Here is a 20,089-nt window from a genome sequence, read left to right on the forward strand (position 1 = left end):
GGTCCATGGCAAGTTTAGTGCGGATAAAGCGTGGGTTAATATCCTGATTTACTCGGGGTACGTGAACCATAGTCGCTAAAAATGGGTTTGATTTCCTTCAAATATTTACGGCCTACGGGGACATGAACTTGATTGAATACCAAATCGTAATCAGCAGAAGTTCTTCGGTGAAGATGAAAGCCAGTGTTCAAGCTGATAAGGTAAGATTTATGACAACGGGCCAGCTTTGTTATGGCAATTGAATTTTCGATGGCCTGAATATTGGTATCAACTAACATTTCTTGTATACCATCCGCGTTTTGATAAAAAACGGTCGAATAGTTACCAGCGGCTTTTATGTATAAAGTGTGCTCTAGCACAGATACGACTTTGGCAATGTGAGGGCATAGAGAGTTATTCGATTCAGTGATACTTAGCTGCTTTTCTTTGTCTGCTAATTGCTGCTCTGTTGCTGCTAATTTGTATTGTAGGTTTTTCCTGTGTGTTTGTTCATCCGAAATATGACTCAATGATTGTCTATACCAATACATTAACGCTGTGGTTAATAAGGTCATATCAAGCACTGAGCCTATTTTTATCAGTGTCCATTTTACTTGATAGTCTATTAAAGAGGTCATAGATAAACCTGAGATAATACTGCAGAGAAAAAGTACACACAGTGCAGAGATATAAAATAGACTGTGCTTATGCTCGCTCTTATAAGATAAAACAGCAGCGGTGAGTGACGTGGTGAGAATAATAAAACAAACGAGCAGTGCACAGCCATAGATAATTTGGTAAAGCGTTGGTTCGGCGCTATTAAATGACAAGCAGTAAGAAAGCCAGATAATTGAAAGTATTAACTGACAGCGTTTAAGTATGCAGCCAAGCTGGGGTTGTTGCTTGTTAAGTTTCAGGTAGTCATAACTAAAAAGGGCAAACGAAATAAAGAAAAGCAAGCCCAATGAATTGGCTGTAAAAAATGGCTGATGCGTAAAGTCCGGCATCAAATACGTTAGCCACCCTTCACCGGCAGCAATCCATAAAGAGATAGAGGCTAATAAAGTGGCATACTTTAGAAAAATTGCATGACGAAATAGTAAGTAGCTAATCAAGCTTAACGTAAAGATCAGCGCCGCAAAGCCAAAATAAAGGCCATCTTGAATTGACGTCAATTTAATATAGTCGGTAAATTCCTGAGTATTTAAAATTTGGATGTCACCTCTTAAATAACGACCAGAGACTAAAATAAACAGTGGTTCAGTAGATGCGTTCTTGGGTATGGCAATGCTGAGTATTTTTGCATCTTTAGTGGATGACTTCATAGGCTCAGTATACGGTGTTGCATTGATCTGATAACTTAAACTGGCTTGCGTAAAAATATTGTTTTTGGATAGAACAATCTTCAATTCTTCACTCGCACCAGTGAGTTCTGTGCGGCGGGGCATAATTTTAATGACTCCATGCTGGTGGGAGCCGAGGTTAAATGTGCCGGCATTAGATTTATGCCAGGGGATATCTGCATTTAATAGATAGTCAGTGTTTTTATGGTGACTGAAATACGTGAAAATAGTGAATCGACTTTTCGAGTCTTTTACTCCTTCCTCAGACAAGTTGGTTGAACTGAGTAAAGAAAAAGCCAATACAACGACAGCTGCTATCAAAATCAGTAAAACAGCATACTTGGGTGAGGTGAACTTTATACTGTTTATCAATTTATAAATAGACCATTAATTATTATTATTTAACTTAATCAATTGGTTAAGTGTATCTTGTTGCATGTTGTATACGGTTGGTAAATAACCTTGAATGACACCTCAAATACAACCGCTGTATAAGTTAATCTAAACATAATTAGCATAAAAATTAAATGGAAAATGGTGTATGAAATGCAGGAATTGTTGTCAGATGCTGATGGTTATCAGTGTGTTGTTATTTACCATTGGGTGCAATAATAGTGGCAAGTACAAAACAATCGAAACGGGTGTGCAAACGAGTCTAGCGGCAACACTCGATGCAGTGCTAGAGGCCAACCTCAATGCGGATGGGCCCGGTTTGATTGTTTCTGTATGGCAAAATGATAAAAACCTTTATACAGGAATGAAGGGTGTTGCACGTCCAATGCAGCCAATTACCGAAAATACGCAGTTTCGTTTAGCGTCCGTGAGTAAAACGTTTACCGCGGTGGCAATTCTGAAGCTTTACGAGCAAGGCCTTTTGGGGCTACACGATTCAATTGTTGATTATTTGCCTGAGCTAGATTCATCTTGGCAAGAGATCAGCATTCATCATTTACTTACTCATCAGTCAGGCATACCCGATATATTTAATGACTTAAATGCCCATGAAGTTATTAATAATGACATTACCAATCCAAAAATATTACAGTACTTCATAGAAAACCATCAACTTGAATTTGGGTCTGGACGTAAAGAAGAGTACAGCAATACGGGGTATGTTCTGTTAGCTGAAATAATTACAAAGGTAGCAAATATGCCATTTCCGAAATTTATGGACCTTGAAATATTTACCCCACTTAATATGAAAGACACATATATACTTGATGAAGACGTGGATATAACCGAACGCACAGCGATGAATCATGCACAGCATCATCAAATTTATGGACGTAATGTGTTTGCTGTAGGCTCATCTTCGCAGGTGAGCTCAATGCATGATATGGAGCGCTTTATGTATGCCCTTATGGCAGGGAAAATACTACAAGCTGACACAATGCGTTTAATGTTGAAAGCGCACATCAGTAAGGCCGATTCCTCGTTGAATGGCACCGGTTACGGGATCTTTTATTTCAGTGTCGATGGTAAAACAGCATATGGTCATAGCGGAAAACATGATGGATTCAGAACGATATATGCAATAAACAGAGATAAAAATGCTTTTATTATCATGCTGGGTAATGGTGGCGATTATATGCCTGACTTTACCTATATAGTGGACTTGGCGGGTGAGTTTTTAGAGTAAAACGGTTAAGTGTCTAGCAAAAGGCACGGACGTTTGTCTTTGAAAAACTTGTTACCAAATAGATACGCTTAACAAGGGGCTTTCATACTCAGTACTTTCCATCGCTTAATGTGCATAGGTGAAACCGTGGTATCTTGAGTCAAAAACCCTTCTTGTAACTCTACTTTTGCTACTTGTATCAGGTGATAAAGCGATATAGATAAACAGTACACTTGAAGAAACAGTACTCTTGAAGAAACAGTACAAAAAACTGCGTAGCATATTCATCAAATATTTAAATGAATGAAACGTCGAGCAGAGAAAATGGTTAGTAGGTCGAACGTATTCCTTAGCTGATATAGCATAGATTCCGTAATATTTATTGCCTAGCGCTATCAAGGTTTCTATTACCGCAATACCATTATGTAACAGCTTGGGCTGATATGATTAAAATTCGCCCAGCATACAAGAGGCTATTGAAAATTGGCAACCAAGTGAATCTATGTGGCTATTGAAGCAGGTAATGCGCGTTTGATCTACTGCTAAGACTTGTTATTTTATCGCATAACGAGGAAGGTGAAAGGGGCATTGAATGTGATTTATAAAACGCATGCTAACCTTAACATCGGTAATGATCGTGTGTACATTTGTGAGCGTGAGTTCATCACCCCGATGTAAATTTCATTGACAGAAATACCACTAAAGTGGCAATAGGTGCTTCACATTAATAATCATTGCTCTAATATATAACCAAACTCATAATGAAGTACGGCCATATATTTTCTGCTATTATGAAAAATCAATTATCCATTCGCTCTTATAGCACAAAGCCTGCACGGCATTCACATCACTTTAATCAATTAGTTTTACCTATACGTGGTGTGATAAATATATGCGTTGGTGATTTCAACGGTAAAGTTGCACCGAGTGAATGTGTTGTCGTGAAAGCGAATGAAGTACACATGTTCACTGCGCAGACTGAAGCTAGATTTGTCGTGGTAGACATGGAAAATCTACCACCGAATATTCTATCTTCTCATTGTATTGTTTTTATGATTAATACATCTCTTAGAAGCTACTTAACTTTTATTGAAAATCAGCTCGAAAACAAAGTGAATGTCCAATTAGAGCAGGCGATGTTTGACATGTTTGGTTTATTGCTAGCAGAGCAACCTTTATTGCCAAAAGTTGATACACGCCTAGGTATGGCTATATCCGTTATAGAGCAAAATATTGACAAACAACTGTCAATTAAATGCTTGGCTGAATCCGCTTGTTTGAGTGAAACACAGTTTAAGAAGCTATTTAAACAACAAATGGGGATGACAGTGATGACCTTTATAACAAAAAGGCGGATGGAAAAAGCAGAAGCTTTACTGACGCATACGGATTATCCGTTACAAATTATTGGTGAAAAAGTAGGTTACAAAGCACTTTCAGCCTTTAGCCGAAAGTTTTCACAATACTTTGGCTTATCTCCAACTCGGTTCAAAAAGTAAACTTAGTCTGAATGGTCAACAATAGCGTCTTAATTGTTAAAAACACACTGTATTACTCGCGTACTATTTCTGTATTGAAGTTATCTAAACAGGTTTCACTATGGAAAATCATCACGGCAATGTTAAAGGGGTTATTGCAATTGTTATGGCCAGTTTTTTATGGGGAACAACTGGCACTGTCGCAAGTTATTCTCATGATGTAAACGCTTTAGCCATTGGTGCATTCTCTATGGGAGTAGGGGGAGTGTTACTTGTCATTATGGCATGGAAAAAATTAGTTATTGATTATAAGCGCATGTTTAAACGGCCTAAAGTATTATTTTTAGGGGTTAGTTCTGTGGTTACTTATCCGTTATCATTTTATTCCTCAATGCAGTTATCTGGTGTTGTTATTGGCACGGTCATATCTATTGCTATGGCGCCGTTTTTTACCGCAATCCTTGAACGTCTAATAAGTCATAAAAAGATATCACTGCAATGGGGCGTGAGCTTTGTCATTGGTGCGATAGGGATTGCTTTTTTGACGTTTGGCAAAGAGCAAAGTAGTGGTACTGCTTACAACATGTATCAACAGAGCATGGGGGTTTTTTTGGGGGGTATTGCCGGATTGTGTTATGCCGGTTATTCATGGGCTGCGAAGCGCTTAATTGAAAGTGGCGTTCATTCTCAATCATCCATGTCTGGGCTGTTCGGGTGTGCTGCTTTATTGTTGCTCCCGTCGTTATGGTTTACAGGAGGTAACTTATTTTCAAGCCCAACGAATGTGTTGGTATCTTTGTATACTGCCGTGATCCCAATGTTTTTAGGGTACTTGTTATTTGGATTTGGCTTGGGTTTTGTAGATGCAAGTAAAGCGACACTCATAACCCTTATTGAACCTTTAGTTGCAACTGTTTTCGCTGTTTTGATCATTGGCGAAAAGCTTAAGGTCATTGGGTGGGGAGGTATTTCTTTAGTATCATTGTGTTTAGTGATCCAAACCATTCAGCCGCAAAGTAAGTTATTTTATATGCTTAGCCCACTAAGGTTAAAAAAGAGCATGTGACCTTGGTTTCATCTAAAATTCAGCGACCGTTTTAGAGTTAATGCGGTCAAACATTATTTCGTCTTATTTTTAATTCTTCAATAGGACAAAAACCAAAAATAGGTTTACGGGCAATCTTTTGACATGTGCAGCGCTTATGAGTGAATTACATCGTTTAAAGCACCCATAAGCCCCAACCAGATTGAAGGCCATCAACATAACCTAGTAACTTACTATTTTTATCTGACAGTAAGTGGGATAGGTAACAAAGCTTGCAAGCGACTCTAAAGTCTGTGCTAACGGCTTTATACATGCTTTCTACGTCATCTACTTTTAATGCGATATGACACTTTTTGAATCGTTCAGTCGCCCAAGCGAGAACCATCATTCCATAATATTAAGTTTTTAGACGCTTCAGTGTCGTTATCAAGTTTTTTGCTGGAATAGACAGCATGTTGCAACATAGCAATATTATACCCAACGAGAACTTTTGGTGGCTTTTTGAATAGTGAGTCGCAATGCTTGACTCACAAATTGATAAGTTTTGAAGGCTATTAGTGCCGATAAAACTTACACACCATCTTGAAAAGGTGAGAGTTACCCATTTTATTAAAGACGTTGTATCTTTAATTTAAACAAAAAGAGGTAGCTCTCATGTTGACCCTGTAACTGCCTATGTGCAATTGATTTTTACAGGGCCCCAAGCAAGGTTATAATTTCTTCCCACAAACTGCGAGACTTGATGGCGTTATCTTTGAGCTCTTTTAAAGTTTCTTTAGAATAAAAAACCCCATTTTTGACGACAGCTTCAGGGGATTCAAGTACCGATAAATCCTGTAAAGGGTTTGTTTTGGATAAGATTAAATCTGCATTGTAGTTCTCCATGATACGACCAATATGACTATCTAGTTTGAGTGCTTTAGCGGGGTTAGTGGTCGCAGCAGCTAATACGTCAAAAGTACTTAAGCCTGATTTAAGCATCAATTGCATCTCATTGTGGGTTGCCAAACCATGTGGTGACAGTAATACACCAGAGTCAGAACCAACGAGTAACGTGATCCCTGCATCATGGAAAACTTGGGTAATATGTTGCAAAAACTGTAACGTTTTTTGATTGTGCTCAGCCATTTTTTTTGATGCATTTAGCCAACGCTTTACCTGATTGTGTGATGTTTCCATCGCGATGATATCAGAGGTGTATTCTGTCGGGATCGAATTTAAAAACTGCGCTTTTCCATTACTGAGTTGAGTGAGTTGATAATATATATTCAGGGTGGGAGTGACAGGCACGTTAGTCGCTTTTATGTCTTCAGCAATTGTTGATAAGCGGTTGGGGGCAAACTTGTGATTGAGCGGGCCTTGATAAATATCTTCAACATGTTCAAAAGACTGAAGTCCAATGAGCTTAGAGACAGGCATGTTACCAGAGGCATGAGGGCCATGTTTGGCGATAGGAATATTGTGTATCATGCTTGCTTTAATAAGTGCAGTTAACGCTTTTTCGCTTAAGTTCCCATAGGCTTTGATCAAGTCATAACCTTGTGATTGATACAACTTAACGGCTGCTGTTGCCTGATCAGCAGTATGCACTGTATGGTGTAAATACGCGCTGTCATAGGCTGAGATGATCGGACTACTCACGGTTGCACTGCTGCCAATTAATTCCCCTGCGGCGACCTGATCTCTCCATTTTAATTGATTTGGTACACCATTCATTATACGTACATGAGTGACCCCATGACTGAGTGCTAGCGTCAATGCTGCTTGTTCATACATGTGAACATGCATATCAATAAGACCGGGTGTTATGTACCCACCATCACCTTCGATAACCTTGATGTCTGTTGATATATGTCGCATTGGAGACGGGGCAATTTTTTGGATTTTACCTTCACTAATCAAGATTGACTTATCGAGTCGAACCTTTCTGTTGGCAACATCAATGATATTGATATTGTTTAGAATGAATGGATTTTGTTGCGGTTTGAGCGCAGTGTGTGAGCTGCAATTTATAAGGGTAAATACAGAGATTAAAGTGATAAATAGTTTCATGGTTAACGCCTTCTAAAGATTAAAAGTAAGCTAACAATGATTGTCTTTTCGAGCGTCTAATATCTTGCTTTTAGCCAGCTACAATCCTGATCTTAGACCTTGTTTTGAGACTTGTATTCACTTGGTGTCATGCTTGTGTAGTCTTTAAAGACTTTATTAAACGAGGCTTTAGAGCTAAAACCTGCATCGGTGAATAGTCGGGTGAGTGTGAGGTTGGAGCCTGCATCAAGCGCTTGACAAATATGTTTAATGCGATACTCATTGATGTATTCATTAAATGGTTTGTTGGCGACGGTATTAATTGCACGAGAGATATCTCTTGTTTGTAACCCCGAGAGTTCGCTCACATCAGTTAACGTTAAACGGGGCTTTAGAAACCACTGGTTGATTATGATTAGTTTATCTAATTCAGCAAAGGTTGAAAGGTAATTTTCTGGTGCTGGTTCCTTGCTTATTTTTTCGTTTTTGGCTTGTGCCAATGTAGGTGGTGACTTTTGCTCTATGAGCTTAATTGCTATGATCATGACCGCCAGCAACCAAACACTGTTGTTAATGCCTTGACCGATAATATTCAGTTCATAAGAGATATAAGGCTGGCTATTTAGTCTAATTAAATCAATTAAATTAAACAGTGCCATCACGACAATAACCCAAACTAACCAGTTAAAAGAAAACTCCTCTGAATCAGAGCGTTCTTCATCTAACGTACGTTTATATGTAGTGAGCAGTGTAGCCGTAAAATAGGCGTAGATTAACCGCCAAATAGTCCCTATGGCTATCACAATAGAAACGTGTGAACTAAACAGCAACAGGGGAGCGGCTGGCAATATATGCACCCAATCTCTTTTTGTGAGTTTTTCATTGGTGAGATGTTTAGAGGCTAAATAACCTGCGGGCCCAAAAAGAAGAATGAATATAGGACTGATGATGTAGATATCACGAGTAATTCCTGTTTCTTCTAGAAGATTAACAAGGGTTGCAAAGGCAATGAGTCCAAGGAGTAGAGCAATGCCATCAAAAGTGCCTTTTCGCCATAACAATAGGCTAGCCAAGATAGAAACGCCGACAGTTGCTGCTTGAATTAAATTAACAAAGTTGAGTGAATCCATACAGTCTTTTAAAGTAAAAATTAGGATATTCTACTTAGAGTTTCTCACGTATATTAAAGCACGTAAACGGCTGCTAAGAGGAATATCACTTGGGCGCTGTCACTCACTAACATATGACGAAAATGAATGTTTGGTATAAACCTGCATTGGTTACGTTGTTATTCTAACTTGTATTTAGACTCACACACGTCTTCAATGAGACAACAGCCACATTTAGGTTTACGGACGGTACATACGTAACGGCCATATAAAATAAGCCAGAGGTGTACATCCACTTTGAATTTCGCGGGTACAACTTCCTAAAGCTATTTTCGACTTCAACCAAGTTTTTATCTATGGCAAATATGGCGATTGTGGTAATGCAGTCAATATGAGTGTCTACAGTAATTTCTGTTCAAAAGGTAATCAAAATAGATTTTAAAACGCTGATTGCTATTCCGGCGTTACCAACGATAATATGTTTAATATTTTTACGCACCTCTCCCATTTTTAGCCATCTAAAAGCTTATTTATCGCATAATTTTTGCCTTGCTGTTTTCCATACATACCCTTTGCTATTGCTGCTGTTTCTGATTACTTGTTGATATTAACTTGATACTTAAACAAATTAATAGGGATAATGTTGCCACAATTAAAAAGCTGCTAGTTAATGGAACAATACTACCGTCATACCTATTGCCAATAGCAATACCGATACTGGTGGAAATTAATGTTTGTATTGACGATATGGTTGATGATGCTGTTCCTGCAATATGGCCCAACGGTTTCATAGCTAGCGCATTGAAATTACCAAATAAGATGCCAAAGCAGAAAAATACGATACCAAGGTACGCCAGTGCTGAGTAAAAGCTTGGGTTGCTTTCTATAGATTGCGAATAAGTAAAAAATATACCTGAAGTGATGATTAGTACTGTGAGCGATGAAATACAAAGCTGCTCCATGCTAAATTTCGATAATAGCTTGGCGTTTAATAGCGAAGATAAACCAACAGCCAGAGAAAGTAAGCCAAAGACGAACGCAAATGAATCACCTAGTTGGTACTCTACTTGAAGTAAAGGCTGTGACGTTGCCAAATAGCCAATAAAACTGCCAAAAACTAATGCTGATGCCATCATATAGGCAAATGTCGTTGGTGTGGTAACGGTTTCAACAATACCTTTATAAATTGTTCTTACAGAAAATTGAATTCGCGACTCAAGCTTTAGGGTTTCAGGTATACGGATATACAATAAAAATACGCCTAACAAAGATACAACCATCACGAATACGAAAATTGCTTGCCAGTTTGCGATAAATAGAATCAGTTGGCCGATAGAAGGAGCTAAGGCTGGCACAACAATAAAAATGGCCGAGATTAACGACATAATTTTCGCCATCTCTTGGCCTGCAAATTTATCTCGAATTAGTGCCATTGAAACAACACGACAAGATGCTGCGCCAAATCCTTGTATTAAGCGGCCAAGAAGCATGGTGTTAAAGTCTGTAGCCAGTAGTGATGTAATGCTACCTAGAAGAAATATGAACATACCCAAATAAATTGTCTTTTTTCTACCATATGCATCAGATAGTGGTCCATAAAACATTAAGCCAAAGGCCATACCAATAAAAATGGTTGATAATAATAACTGGGTTTCATGGGTTGCATCAGGTTCAAGCCCTAATCCCACACCAATTAGGGAAAGTGCTGGTAATATAGCGTCAATAGAAAGAGCAACTAATGACATAAGCATGGCCATTATGGCAACAAATTCGACTTTGTTAGTTGGTGTGTGTGTAAATATCATTAGGTACCTCGAATTCAAAATTTACGTTAGAAAATACATATTTGCCTCCTAGACGGTAGCTAGGAGGCAAATATGTATGCGATTAAATGTTAAACGTATTCAGGAGCATCCAACGTTTCACCAGTCATCGAGCCTGTAACGGCAGCAACGTAGGCTTTTGCGGTGTCATCAGCTGATAGGCCACCTTCTGTATCCATGCCCATCATTGCCATAGTTTCTTTAACAAAAATTGGCGATACCGCATTGATACGGACATTATCCAATTCTAAAGCGGCGGCTTTTACATAACTTTCTAAAGCACCATTGGCCATAGCAATAACGGCACTGCCTTGCATAGGCTCGCGAGATAAAATGCCAGAAGTGAAGGTTACTGAACCATTAGCATTTAAGTAATTTTGCCCTAAACGTAGTAAGTTAACTTGTCCCATGACTTTGTTGGTTAACGCCAGCTCATAGTCTGCATCATTAAGCTCAGCCAATGGACCAAAATTTGCCAGACCAGTAGCTGACACAATTGCGTCAACTTTTCCCACGTTATCGAGCATTGTTTGAATAGAAGCTTTATTGCCAAGGTCGACATTAACATCACCACCAGAATAGTTGGCTGTGATCACTTGGTGTTCGTTAGATAATGCTTTTGATACTGCTTGACCAATTGTGCCACTTGCACCGATAAGTAAAATTTTCATTTTTTCTCCAAGATCTAATGTATTTATTAAGCTTGAGGTCACTATATTTAAGTATTGTAATTAGATAAATAACCAAAAAAAGAAATCATTATTCCAATAAAAAGAAAAATAGACTTATTGAAAGCAATAACTACTTTTATCAAAGTGGTTGAAAAAAGAGCTTTACGGCAATCGCAAGGAACTTAAATATTGTGACTTTTGCAATTAGTCGATAAGTTGCGGACTTGGAAAAATACTTCTCATGCCAGCTCTTATATCGAACAACAAGAGCGATGTATCGTACGGATGAAGGAGAGCAATATTAATGATGAACAAAAACGCTTAAAGTATTTGTCTAATTCATCTTAAGTTATAAGAATAACAAGAAATAGGAATGAGCCTTTGTATATAAAGCTGATGAAAGAAGAGTATTTTTTAATTCATTTTATTTGATCAGAACACGTCTCCATCAAATATTTTTTGTGCGACAAATTCAAAAAATGCATGCACTTTTGCACTTCGGCGCATATCAGTATGTGCCAACAGCCAGAGGTCAACATTGAATTTATTATCTGATTCATGAAGCCTTATTAGTTCAGAGTTATTATCGCCCATATAGCAAGGTAATACTGCAATCCCTAGACCTGCATTAACAAGGTCGACCATGCCAAGTAAAGAGCTAGAAACGGTCATCGGGGATTCCTTAGATTTTAGTAAACTAGCAACCACATTCATTGGGGTTTGGCCCAAGCTGTCAATTAGCAGTATCCAACGATGTTGGTCAGGTGAAAGCTTTTTCATTTTTTCTGCATAGTCTTTATGGGTATATACTGCGTAATCAACTTTAGTGATTACGCGGCCAACCCAATGTTCGGGAGGCTTTAAAGTAGGGCGAATTGCTATGTCTGCGTCTCGTTGCATTAGATCCAAATGGCGAGTTCCTGATAATATCTGCAATTCAACGTCAGGGTATTTTTGCTGAAACTCTGCGATAAGTGGTGCAAATAACTGTAGGAGAGAGTCAGTTGTTGTGATTACAAGTTGCCCCTCAAGGCGAGCATCTTGCCCAACAAGTTCACGATGAATACGTATCACCCCTTCATTTAATTGAATTGCTTCTTTGAAGAAGTATTCTCCGGCTGTCGTCATTGCATACCCATGACTTAAGCGTTCAAAGAGTATAACGCCTAGCTTTTGTTCAACACTCTCTATGCGGCGAAAAACAGTTGAGTGATTTACACCCAGTTTACGGGCAGCACCTGATAGGCTGCCAGTCTCGCATACTGCTAGTACGTATGGAATATCATCCCAATTCATTTTCTGTGCATTCATGCAAGGTTTCTTTGCAATTATGTGGCTATCTTTTGCAAAGGTTATCAAACTATACTTCCTTCATCAAATGATTTGCAGTGCTTAGTCGCCAAGTTTACCGAGCATTCAATATTAATTTTCGTGTTACAAAGGTAGAAATTATGAACAAAATACAAAGTGGTTCATTATTAATAGAAAAAACATCGCTCAATATATTTGCGATGTTGACATTACTTTTTTCTTCTACTGTTTTCGCACAATGGGGAAAGGTAGAGTTAACGATTAGAGATGCAGGAAAAGGTTTGTATAGTGCAGTGGACCTTAAGGGGGAATATTCAAGTGGCTTTTGGATAGCCGATGAAGGCGTGGTTGTTTTTGACCCGACAAGCGCAGCATTCTCTGACGTCATGTTCAAAGAAATTCGTATACGAACAGATAAGCCTATTAAGTATGTGATCTATAGCCATAATCACTGGGATCATATCTCAGGGGCTGCTATTTTTGCTAAACATGGCGCACAAATTGTTGCTCATGCTGATGGTATAGAACATCTAATGCCAAATAAGAATGTAACCCCGCCAACATTGACGTGGAGTGGTAAAAAATCAACCTTAACATTAGGAGATCAAAGTATTGAGTTACTATACTTTGGCGCCAATCATGGTCACGGAATGACAGTAACAAGGATCCCTTCGCTTAATGCTGTATTTGTTTCCGATTTAGTTGTTGCCAAACGTGTAGGTTATCTCACTTTACCTGATTTTAAACCAACAGCTTGGATCAACTCTTTGGAGGAAATTAACAAACTAGATTTTGATATTTTATTAACTAGCCATGACTTTGGAGGTGGCAGCGTATTAGGGCGAGACTCGGTAATGGAGCAGCAAAAATACCTTAAGGACCTTATCGCAGCAGTAAATGCTTCTTTTGAGGAAGGAGCGTCTATGGACACTTTAGGTAAGCATGTTAAAAAGCATATGCAGGAATATAAAGACTGGGCAAAGTTTGATGAATGGGTAGAGCTAAACGCTTACCGTATAGTAATGGAAATGGGAATTGGTTACTAAACGCAATACACTAATAACTAGAGTGCAAGCCCAGTTAAAGGTAGCCTAGGGGTAGGGGTTGTGTTCTGGTTATTTCCTAAATTTCTCAGTAGAAATTATAGAGGTTTTGCAATGGAGTTGCTGGTTTTAGGCTCAAAGCAGCGTTTGATTAATCAGTTTTATCTTTAAGCTCAGATAAATCTTCAATGAGACAAGAACCACATTTAGGTTTACGGACGGTACATATGTAACGGCCATATAAAATAAGCCAGAGGTGTACATCCACTTTGAATTTCGCGGGTACAACTTCCTAAAGCTATTTTCGACTTCAATCAAGTTTTTATCTATGGCAAATATGGCGATTGTGGTAATGCAGTCGATATGAGTGTCTACAGTAATTTCTGCCCAAAAAACAATCAAAATAGATTTTAAAACGCTGATTGCTATTGATGGGCGGTAATGAGTGATTCAACGTAGAAAATAAGCTAACTATCTTAAAGTGGAGGAATTGAATCTAAAACTTGTATAGTTTGATTTTAAAGCTGTTGAAACTTTAAGCTAAGGGAAGAAGGGAAATAACGCTCATGATTACACGCTCGATTAACACACGTTTCATAAAGGCACTTGTATATAGATTACTACCTGTATCACAATGATAGTGTCGCCAGTATGGGCAGATGAAACTGTAAGCTTTTTGGATAAGCTCAAAGTACATTACGAAAGTACACGAACGATTACTAAGTTCTCATTGAACTATCATTTCCTTAATAAACAATACCGTTCACTTGATTATTGGGATCATCAAGCACCAAATCGTATATTATCTGTGCGCATGGTTGAAGTTGACCTTGATAAGAAGCACTTTTACGACAACGATATACTTTACACCGCTGGTGGGCAAATACTCGATAGGGCGCAGTTCCAAAACGATACGCATAGTTACTATTACGAAAAAAATGGTAACTATTTGGGCAAACGCTATTTCAATGAAGGCTTGGATAATTTTGATAATTTCATTCACTACAACAATTTAAATGTCGACTTTTTAGCAATAAGGCCTTTACTTGATGAAAGCGATGTAAAAAGTAATATTACTATTTACCAAAATAAATCTGACAACACCATCACGCTTACCCATAAAAATAATCTTGGCCACACGGTCGATTACTATTTTAGTGATAGTAAATTGAATTTGTTAAAGATACATAATAAAACCAGGCAGGCCATCTTTACTTATGGTGACTATCAAACAACGAGAGGGCTAACTTTTGCTCGCTTGGTTAAAAAGTATTATAACGGTGCTAAAGAGCCTGCTTATATAAGTTTTAATGACAAATTTGCAATTATTGATAGGGTAGATGCCAGTAAACTAAAGCTGCCTGAAGGTTACGGCCCAGAAATTCAACCCAGTGATGGTATTTTAGTTGCAACTGAAATAGCGCAAAATCTTTATGTAGTTACCGACTCTGGTGGTTGGCGCAACAGCGTATTAAAAGTAAATGGCGATAAGATTATGGCGTTTGGTGCTGCTGGTTACCCCGAACAAGCAACAAAGACTATTCAGCTGATTGCTGAAAAGTTTCCAGAAAAGGCAATTAGTGCTATTTACGTAACTCATGCACAAGAAGCAGATATTGGTGGTTTAGCAGTATACGCCGAACATGGAATAGAGATATTTGCTGATGAATATAGTATTTCTGCCATTAAAGCCTTTCCAAATTTTGCCAACAGCATTGATACATTTAAATTCCGCATCATTGAAAACGAGCAAAAAATTGATGGCGCACATTTTTATGTGTTAGAAAGTTTGCACGCTAAACGACAAAGTTTCGTTCATTTCGAACAAGAGGGTATTATTTTCCAAGCGGATTTTTTGAATATTGCGTTTGATAATACGATTCCTAACGTAATACCTAGTTACACTCGTACTTTTATCGATTTTATTCGCAGTAAAAAGCTTAAATTCCACCGTATTGTAGGCAATTACCAAAACAATAATATTACTGTTGATGTGGTTAATAAAACGTATGATGCCTCAATGTAAGACTTGGAATTTACAAAGAATGCGGTTTTAAGCTTTTATTTTCGCTTAAAGCCGTCAAGTTATTACTCTGTTTTATCTTTCAACCCACATAAATCTTCAATGAAGTAAGAACCACATTTAGGTTTTCGGGCGGTATAGACATAACGGGCATGTAAAATAAGCCAGTGATGTACATTCACTTTGAATTCGACGGGTACAACTTTCTTAAGTTTTTTTCTACTTCCACCATGTTTTTGACCGTAGCAAATTTAGTGCGATTAGATACGCGGTCAATATAGGTGTCCACCGCTATGGTAGGCCAGTCAAAATTATATGGAAAGTAGATGATGTTCTATTTATATATGACAGCTAGGAGCTCTTATCGAACGCTCAAGTTATCTATATTTTTATCCTCAATATTTCGACCGAGAAACTTATTGAAGATCTATTTTTTGTAAAACGCCTTTATCAATTAGCTGAGTAAGTATTATATGGCACTTTTCTTTGAGGTGCTCTCTTAGGAGTCTCAGCGCAGGGGTTATGGTTTGTCGGCTTGGGCAAATAAGCCATAGCTCAGAAGGCTTTGGCGTGAAATCAGTTAACACAGGTACAATTTTTTCGTTTAGCAAATCATTCGACATATCTAAGCTAGATTTCATTGCTACTCCTTTGCCACTAACACACCAGCGTCTTACCAGTTCAGCGTCATTAGAGCTACGATTACTTTGCATTTTTACTTTGATAGGTTTTCCATGTTCGGCAAACTCCCATACATCGTGAATAATGTCATGTAGTTGATATAGAAGACCATTATGGGATATCAAGTCATTAGGGTGCTTTAATTTGGTATGATTTTTTAGGTATTGTTCGGTTGCGCAAACCACACGAGGTACGTTACATATTTTAAAACCGTAAAGATTTGCATCCTTGGGCGTACCATAACGTATCGCAATATCAACCGGGTCTCGATAAAAGTCGATGTTGCTATCAGTAATATGAAGTTTTAGGGTAATTCCTGTGTGAATGGCCATAAACTCATCAAGCCAAGGCAATATAAGGTTTCGGCCTAAATCTGAAGGCACTGAGATTTTTAGCTCACCTTCTATTATATCTAGATCATCTTTAACATTTTGTTGGGCTAAATCGAGTATTTGTAATGCTTGAGCACAATTAGGAATGTACCTTTCACCGACAACAGATAGCCTTAATTGCCGAGTGGTACGAATAAACAACTCAACGCCAAGTGATCGCTCTACTCTTTTTATTGCTGCACTGGCAGTGGCTGTGCGCATGTCTAAACTTTCGGCCGCGGCGGTGATATTGCGAAATTCTGCAACTTTCAGTACAACTTTTAAATCTTCTAATAACATTATTGTCAAAAATAATTTGATAAAGATTCAATTATTATGCTGTTTTTAGATGCATAATCAAGCGGTATGATGACTTCAGTTTACAGAGCTGCGGAGATTTATCATGAAAGCAATTGGCTATACTCAATCATTACCTATCAACAACCCTCATTCATTGGTTGATATTGAATTACCTAAACCTTCTGCATCAGGGCACGACTTGTTAGTTCAAGTAAAGTCGATTGCAGTTAATCCTGTTGATTATAAAATTCGCCAAAATGTAGCGCCTGATAATGGCGAATACAAAGTTATTGGCTGGGATGCTGTCGGTGAAGTCATCGCAACAGGCGAACTGGTTAGTCGTTTCAATCCCGGTGATAAGGTTTATTATGCTGGCGATTTAAATCGTTCAGGAAGTAACGCTGAATATCAATTAGTTGACGAACGAATCGTTGGCAATAAACCTAGAAGCTTATCTGATAGTGAAGCAGCCGCATTGCCACTGACGACGATCACTGCTTGGGAGTTATTATTTGAACGTTTGGCAATAAAACAACAGCACCCAAACGATAAAGATCAGTCAAGTGACATTATTTTGATTGTTGGTGCTGCGGGAGGCGTTGGCTCAATGTTAGTGCAGTTTGCTAGTGTATTAACAGGAGCAACGGTTATCGCTACAGCCTCTCGTAAGAGTTCAGCACAGTGGGTAAAAAAACTTGGGGCAGACTATGTTGTTGATCATTCAAAGCCGCTCAAAGAACAAATTGAAAAATTAAACATTGGACAAGTAACGCATGTTGCAAGCTTAACCCATACAGATTCATACCTAGATAGCTATGTCGATTTACTTGTTCCTATGGGAAAAATTGCCTTAATTGATGATCCAGAATCGTTAGATATAACTAAACTTAAGCCTAAAAGTCTGTCACTACATTGGGAATTTATGTTCACTCGTTCAATGTTTCAATCAAAAGATATCAATGAGCAGCATCGTTTACTTAATAAAGTAACTGACTTAATTGACCAAGGTTATATCCAAACAACGGTTGGAAAAAATTTAGGAACGATAAATACTGAAAACTTAAGAGCTGCACACAAAGCACTCGAGTTTGGTAAATCAATTGGAAAAATAGTCCTAGAAGGTTTTTAACCGTAAGTATTACAACTCACAATTAACGTACAAATAAAGAAAAGGAAATTAATCATGGTAAATTTAACAATCGTAGCAAACATTAAAGCAAATTCAGACAAAGTTGACTTGGTAAAGGCTGAGCTTTTAAAACTAATTGAAATCACTCGTGCAGAAGAAGGCTGTATCAATTACGACTTGCATCAAGACAATGAAAACCCTGCACATTTCATGTTTTATGAAAACTGGGAGTCACGCGAACTTTGGCAAACACATATGGCTAACCAACATTTGGCAGATTATATGGCTGCGACAGAAGGGGCTGTAGCCGAGTTTACGCTAAATGAAATGACAGTTATTGCTTAGTCTTTAAATATTGTCAAAACGATATGTCTAGTCGTGTGAAGGGGGGAGGTAGTATTGCTGGCTATCACTTCAAACGCCTAGACTTTACTTATCAAAGTAACTAAATCTTATTTGGCATTATTATCTTTTAGTAACGACTAATGACCATACATTATGGCTATACAGCTTTCCTACTTTTATATTAATTGAATCAAACCTTTAAAGGAAACTCACTATGAAGCATTTAGCTTTTACATTCATTTTATTCTCGATGTTCTTCTCAGCCTCAACGTTGGCGGATAGTAAAATGTTAAAAGTTGTTAAAGCTAGCAATATTGATTGGGGCTATTTAAATCCATTACGAGGAGATTTAAGCCCCGGTGCAGCAAACCTTTGGGGAGACCGAACTAAAGATTCAGCAACAGGTATGTTAGTTCGGTTTAATAAAGGGTTTCAATCGCCCCCTCATATTCACAATATAACCTACCGCGGTATTGTGATTGACGGTCAATTACACAACGATGATCCAAAGGCTGAAAAAATGTGGATGCCAACAGGATCTTATTGGACTCAGCCTGCTGGAGAAAACCATATTACTGCTGCAAATGGTGAAACCAATCTTATCTACTTAGAAATTGATTCTGGCCCATACCTTGTAAAGCCATCAAGTGAAAAATTTGATAATGGTGAGCGCGCTATAAACCTTCATAGAAACAATATTGTCTGGATGGAACATAAGGATTTAAACTTCATTGAAGCTCAAGATGTAAAGGCTTACTTTGTTTGGGGAGAACCTTCTAAATTATCAGGTTCAATGGTTAAGATACCCGTAGGGTTCAAAGGTGCGATACAAACTGAAGCGAGCGAATTTAAATCGGTTATTATTGTAGGGCAAGTCAATTACAACAGCAAAGAGCACAAGGCAGTAATGCTAGAGCCTGGTAGCTATATTCAGTCCTCTGGACAAAAAATTCACTTTATTGAGAATAAAAGCAATGAAGAAATAATCATCTATCTACGAACAAATGGCGAATATAGAGTATATTAACGTAAACTGAGTTTTCTTGTGAATACACGTAGGAAAATGAGCAGCTGCTTACGGCACTTAAGAGGTGCCCTATGTTGTCGTCACTACATGAAGAGTGAATGAGCATACAGCTGTCTTTGCTACTCTGTCTTGTCTTTAAACTCACACAGATCTTCAATGAGGCAAGAACCACATTTAGGTTTACGAGCGGTACAGACATAACGGCCATGTAAAATAAGCCAGTGATGTACATCGACTTTAAACTCAGCAGGTACAACTTTCTCAAGCTTTTTTTCGACTTCAACCACGTTTTTACCCATGGCAAATTTAGTGCGGTTTGATACGCGGTCGATATGCGTGTCTACAGCAATCGTCGGCCAACCAAAAGCGGTATTCAGCACAACATTCGCCGTTTTTCTGCCAACGCCTGGGAGTGCTTCGAGGGCTTCACGGTTTTCAGGCACAATAGAGTTGTGTTTTTCAACAAGAATATGGCACATTTTATAAACGTTATTGGCTTTTGAATTAAATAAACCAATAGTTTTTATATAGTCTCTCAGCCCTTCAAGGCCAAGGTCAATGATGGCTTGTGGTGTATTAGCAACCGGAAAGAGTTTTCTAGTGGCTTTATTAACACCCACATCAGTGGCTTGTGCTGAAAGTGTGACGGCCACTAATAGCTCAAAAGGGGAAGAATATTCAAGTTCAGTTTCAGGATGAGGGTTGTCATCTCTTAACCGAGTGAGAATTTCATAACGTTTTACTTTATTCATGACGGTAGAT

General features: G+C 38.2%; 17 protein-coding genes and 3 pseudogenes. 8 read left to right on the forward strand and 12 right to left on the reverse strand.

The genetic code is table 11. The features are described from left to right. Positions 1 to 35: 35 nt before the first annotated feature. Complete coding sequence (locus tag J8L98_RS16245) at positions 36 to 1,694, reverse strand: 7TM diverse intracellular signaling domain-containing protein (protein ID WP_210997293.1); 1,659 nt, start codon at positions 1,692 to 1,694, stop codon at positions 36 to 38. Positions 1,695 to 1,863: 169 nt separating this feature from the next. On the opposite strand from J8L98_RS16245, the gene J8L98_RS16250 reads away from it, so the two are divergent. The 3 genes from J8L98_RS16250 (at position 1,864) to J8L98_RS16260 (ending at position 5,484) form a co-directional block, all read left to right on the forward strand. Then, complete coding sequence (locus J8L98_RS16250) at positions 1,864 to 2,961, forward strand: serine hydrolase domain-containing protein (protein ID WP_210997294.1); 1,098 nt, start codon at positions 1,864 to 1,866, stop codon at positions 2,959 to 2,961. 770 nt (positions 2,962 to 3,731) lie between these two features. Next, positions 3,732 to 4,439, forward strand: a complete 708-nt coding sequence (locus J8L98_RS16255) for an AraC family transcriptional regulator (RefSeq protein ID WP_210997295.1) — start codon at positions 3,732 to 3,734, stop codon at positions 4,437 to 4,439. Between the two features lie 100 nt (positions 4,440 to 4,539). Next, positions 4,540 to 5,484 carry an EamA family transporter gene (locus tag J8L98_RS16260; protein ID WP_210997296.1) on the forward strand — a complete coding sequence of 315 codons (945 nt, stop codon included), beginning with the start codon at positions 4,540 to 4,542 and terminating at the stop codon, positions 5,482 to 5,484. Positions 5,485 to 5,638: 154 nt separating this feature from the next. Here J8L98_RS16260 and J8L98_RS16265 read toward each other — a convergent pair whose 3' ends face one another. The 7 genes and pseudogenes from J8L98_RS16265 to J8L98_RS16290 form a co-directional block, all read right to left on the reverse strand. Further along, on the reverse strand, positions 5,639 to 5,851 hold the full coding sequence (locus J8L98_RS16265; RefSeq protein WP_210997297.1) for a hypothetical protein: 213 nt from the start codon (positions 5,849 to 5,851) through the stop codon (positions 5,639 to 5,641). 302 nt (positions 5,852 to 6,153) lie between these two features. After that, positions 6,154 to 7,515 (reverse strand): amidohydrolase family protein, encoded by a 1,362-nt coding sequence (locus J8L98_RS16270; RefSeq protein WP_210997298.1) that lies wholly within the window; start codon positions 7,513 to 7,515, stop codon positions 6,154 to 6,156. Positions 7,516 to 7,607: 92 nt separating this feature from the next. Next, positions 7,608 to 8,624 carry a helix-turn-helix domain-containing protein gene (locus J8L98_RS16275; RefSeq protein ID WP_210997299.1) on the reverse strand — a complete coding sequence of 339 codons (1,017 nt, stop codon included), beginning with the start codon at positions 8,622 to 8,624 and terminating at the stop codon, positions 7,608 to 7,610. A 158-nt stretch (positions 8,625 to 8,782) separates the two neighbouring features. After that, positions 8,783 to 9,024: pseudogene (locus tag J8L98_RS24900) on the reverse strand (endonuclease III); the annotation flags it as partial. Between the two features lie 154 nt (positions 9,025 to 9,178). Further along, positions 9,179 to 10,408: a multidrug effflux MFS transporter gene (locus tag J8L98_RS16280; RefSeq protein WP_210997300.1), complete on the reverse strand. Its 1,230-nt coding sequence runs from the start codon at positions 10,406 to 10,408 to the stop codon at positions 9,179 to 9,181. A gap of 89 nt (positions 10,409 to 10,497) precedes the next feature. Further along, complete coding sequence (locus J8L98_RS16285; protein WP_210997301.1) at positions 10,498 to 11,097, reverse strand: short chain dehydrogenase; 600 nt, start codon at positions 11,095 to 11,097, stop codon at positions 10,498 to 10,500. 432 nt (positions 11,098 to 11,529) lie between these two features. Then, positions 11,530 to 12,408: a LysR family transcriptional regulator gene (locus J8L98_RS16290; RefSeq protein ID WP_210997302.1), complete on the reverse strand. Its 879-nt coding sequence runs from the start codon at positions 12,406 to 12,408 to the stop codon at positions 11,530 to 11,532. Between the two features lie 140 nt (positions 12,409 to 12,548). Between J8L98_RS16290 and J8L98_RS16295 the strand changes: the two genes are divergently transcribed. Next, positions 12,549 to 13,454, forward strand: coding sequence for an MBL fold metallo-hydrolase (locus tag J8L98_RS16295; protein WP_210997303.1), 906 nt, complete (start codon positions 12,549 to 12,551; stop codon positions 13,452 to 13,454). 148 nt (positions 13,455 to 13,602) lie between these two features. Here the strand turns inward: J8L98_RS16295 and J8L98_RS16300 are convergent. Next, positions 13,603 to 13,832 (reverse strand): annotated as a pseudogene (locus tag J8L98_RS16300) (endonuclease III); the annotation flags it as partial. Between the two features lie 259 nt (positions 13,833 to 14,091). Between J8L98_RS16300 and J8L98_RS16305 the strand changes: the two are divergent. Then, positions 14,092 to 15,477, forward strand: coding sequence for a hypothetical protein (locus tag J8L98_RS16305; protein WP_210997304.1), 1,386 nt, complete (start codon positions 14,092 to 14,094; stop codon positions 15,475 to 15,477). 62 nt (positions 15,478 to 15,539) lie between these two features. Here the strand turns inward: J8L98_RS16305 and J8L98_RS24905 are convergent. Beyond that, a pseudogene (locus J8L98_RS24905) lies at positions 15,540 to 15,784 on the reverse strand (endonuclease III); the annotation flags it as partial. A 106-nt stretch (positions 15,785 to 15,890) separates the two neighbouring features. Beyond that, positions 15,891 to 16,826 carry a LysR family transcriptional regulator gene (locus tag J8L98_RS16310; RefSeq protein ID WP_210997305.1) on the reverse strand — a complete coding sequence of 312 codons (936 nt, stop codon included), beginning with the start codon at positions 16,824 to 16,826 and terminating at the stop codon, positions 15,891 to 15,893. 103 nt (positions 16,827 to 16,929) lie between these two features. Here J8L98_RS16310 and J8L98_RS16315 point away from each other — a divergent pair, with 103 nt between their 5' ends. The 3 genes from J8L98_RS16315 (at position 16,930) to J8L98_RS16325 (ending at position 19,327) form a co-directional block, all read left to right on the forward strand. Continuing rightward, positions 16,930 to 17,955 (forward strand): zinc-binding alcohol dehydrogenase family protein, encoded by a 1,026-nt coding sequence (locus J8L98_RS16315; protein WP_210997306.1) that lies wholly within the window; start codon positions 16,930 to 16,932, stop codon positions 17,953 to 17,955. A 54-nt stretch (positions 17,956 to 18,009) separates the two neighbouring features. Further along, entirely contained in the window at positions 18,010 to 18,300 is a 291-nt protein-coding gene (locus J8L98_RS16320) for a putative quinol monooxygenase (protein ID WP_210997307.1), read from the forward strand. A 250-nt stretch (positions 18,301 to 18,550) separates the two neighbouring features. Then, positions 18,551 to 19,327 carry a DUF4437 domain-containing protein gene (locus J8L98_RS16325; RefSeq protein ID WP_247682589.1) on the forward strand — a complete coding sequence of 259 codons (777 nt, stop codon included), beginning with the start codon at positions 18,551 to 18,553 and terminating at the stop codon, positions 19,325 to 19,327. A gap of 119 nt (positions 19,328 to 19,446) precedes the next feature. On the opposite strand, the gene nth is transcribed toward J8L98_RS16325, so the two are convergent. Then, positions 19,447 to 20,079, reverse strand: coding sequence for an endonuclease III (nth, locus tag J8L98_RS16330; protein WP_210997309.1), 633 nt, complete (start codon positions 20,077 to 20,079; stop codon positions 19,447 to 19,449). Positions 20,080 to 20,089 lie beyond the last annotated feature (10 nt).

The sequence above is a fragment of the Pseudoalteromonas sp. MMG013 genome (assembly GCF_018100885.1).
Taxonomy (GTDB): domain Bacteria; phylum Pseudomonadota; class Gammaproteobacteria; order Enterobacterales; family Alteromonadaceae; genus Pseudoalteromonas; species Pseudoalteromonas aurantia.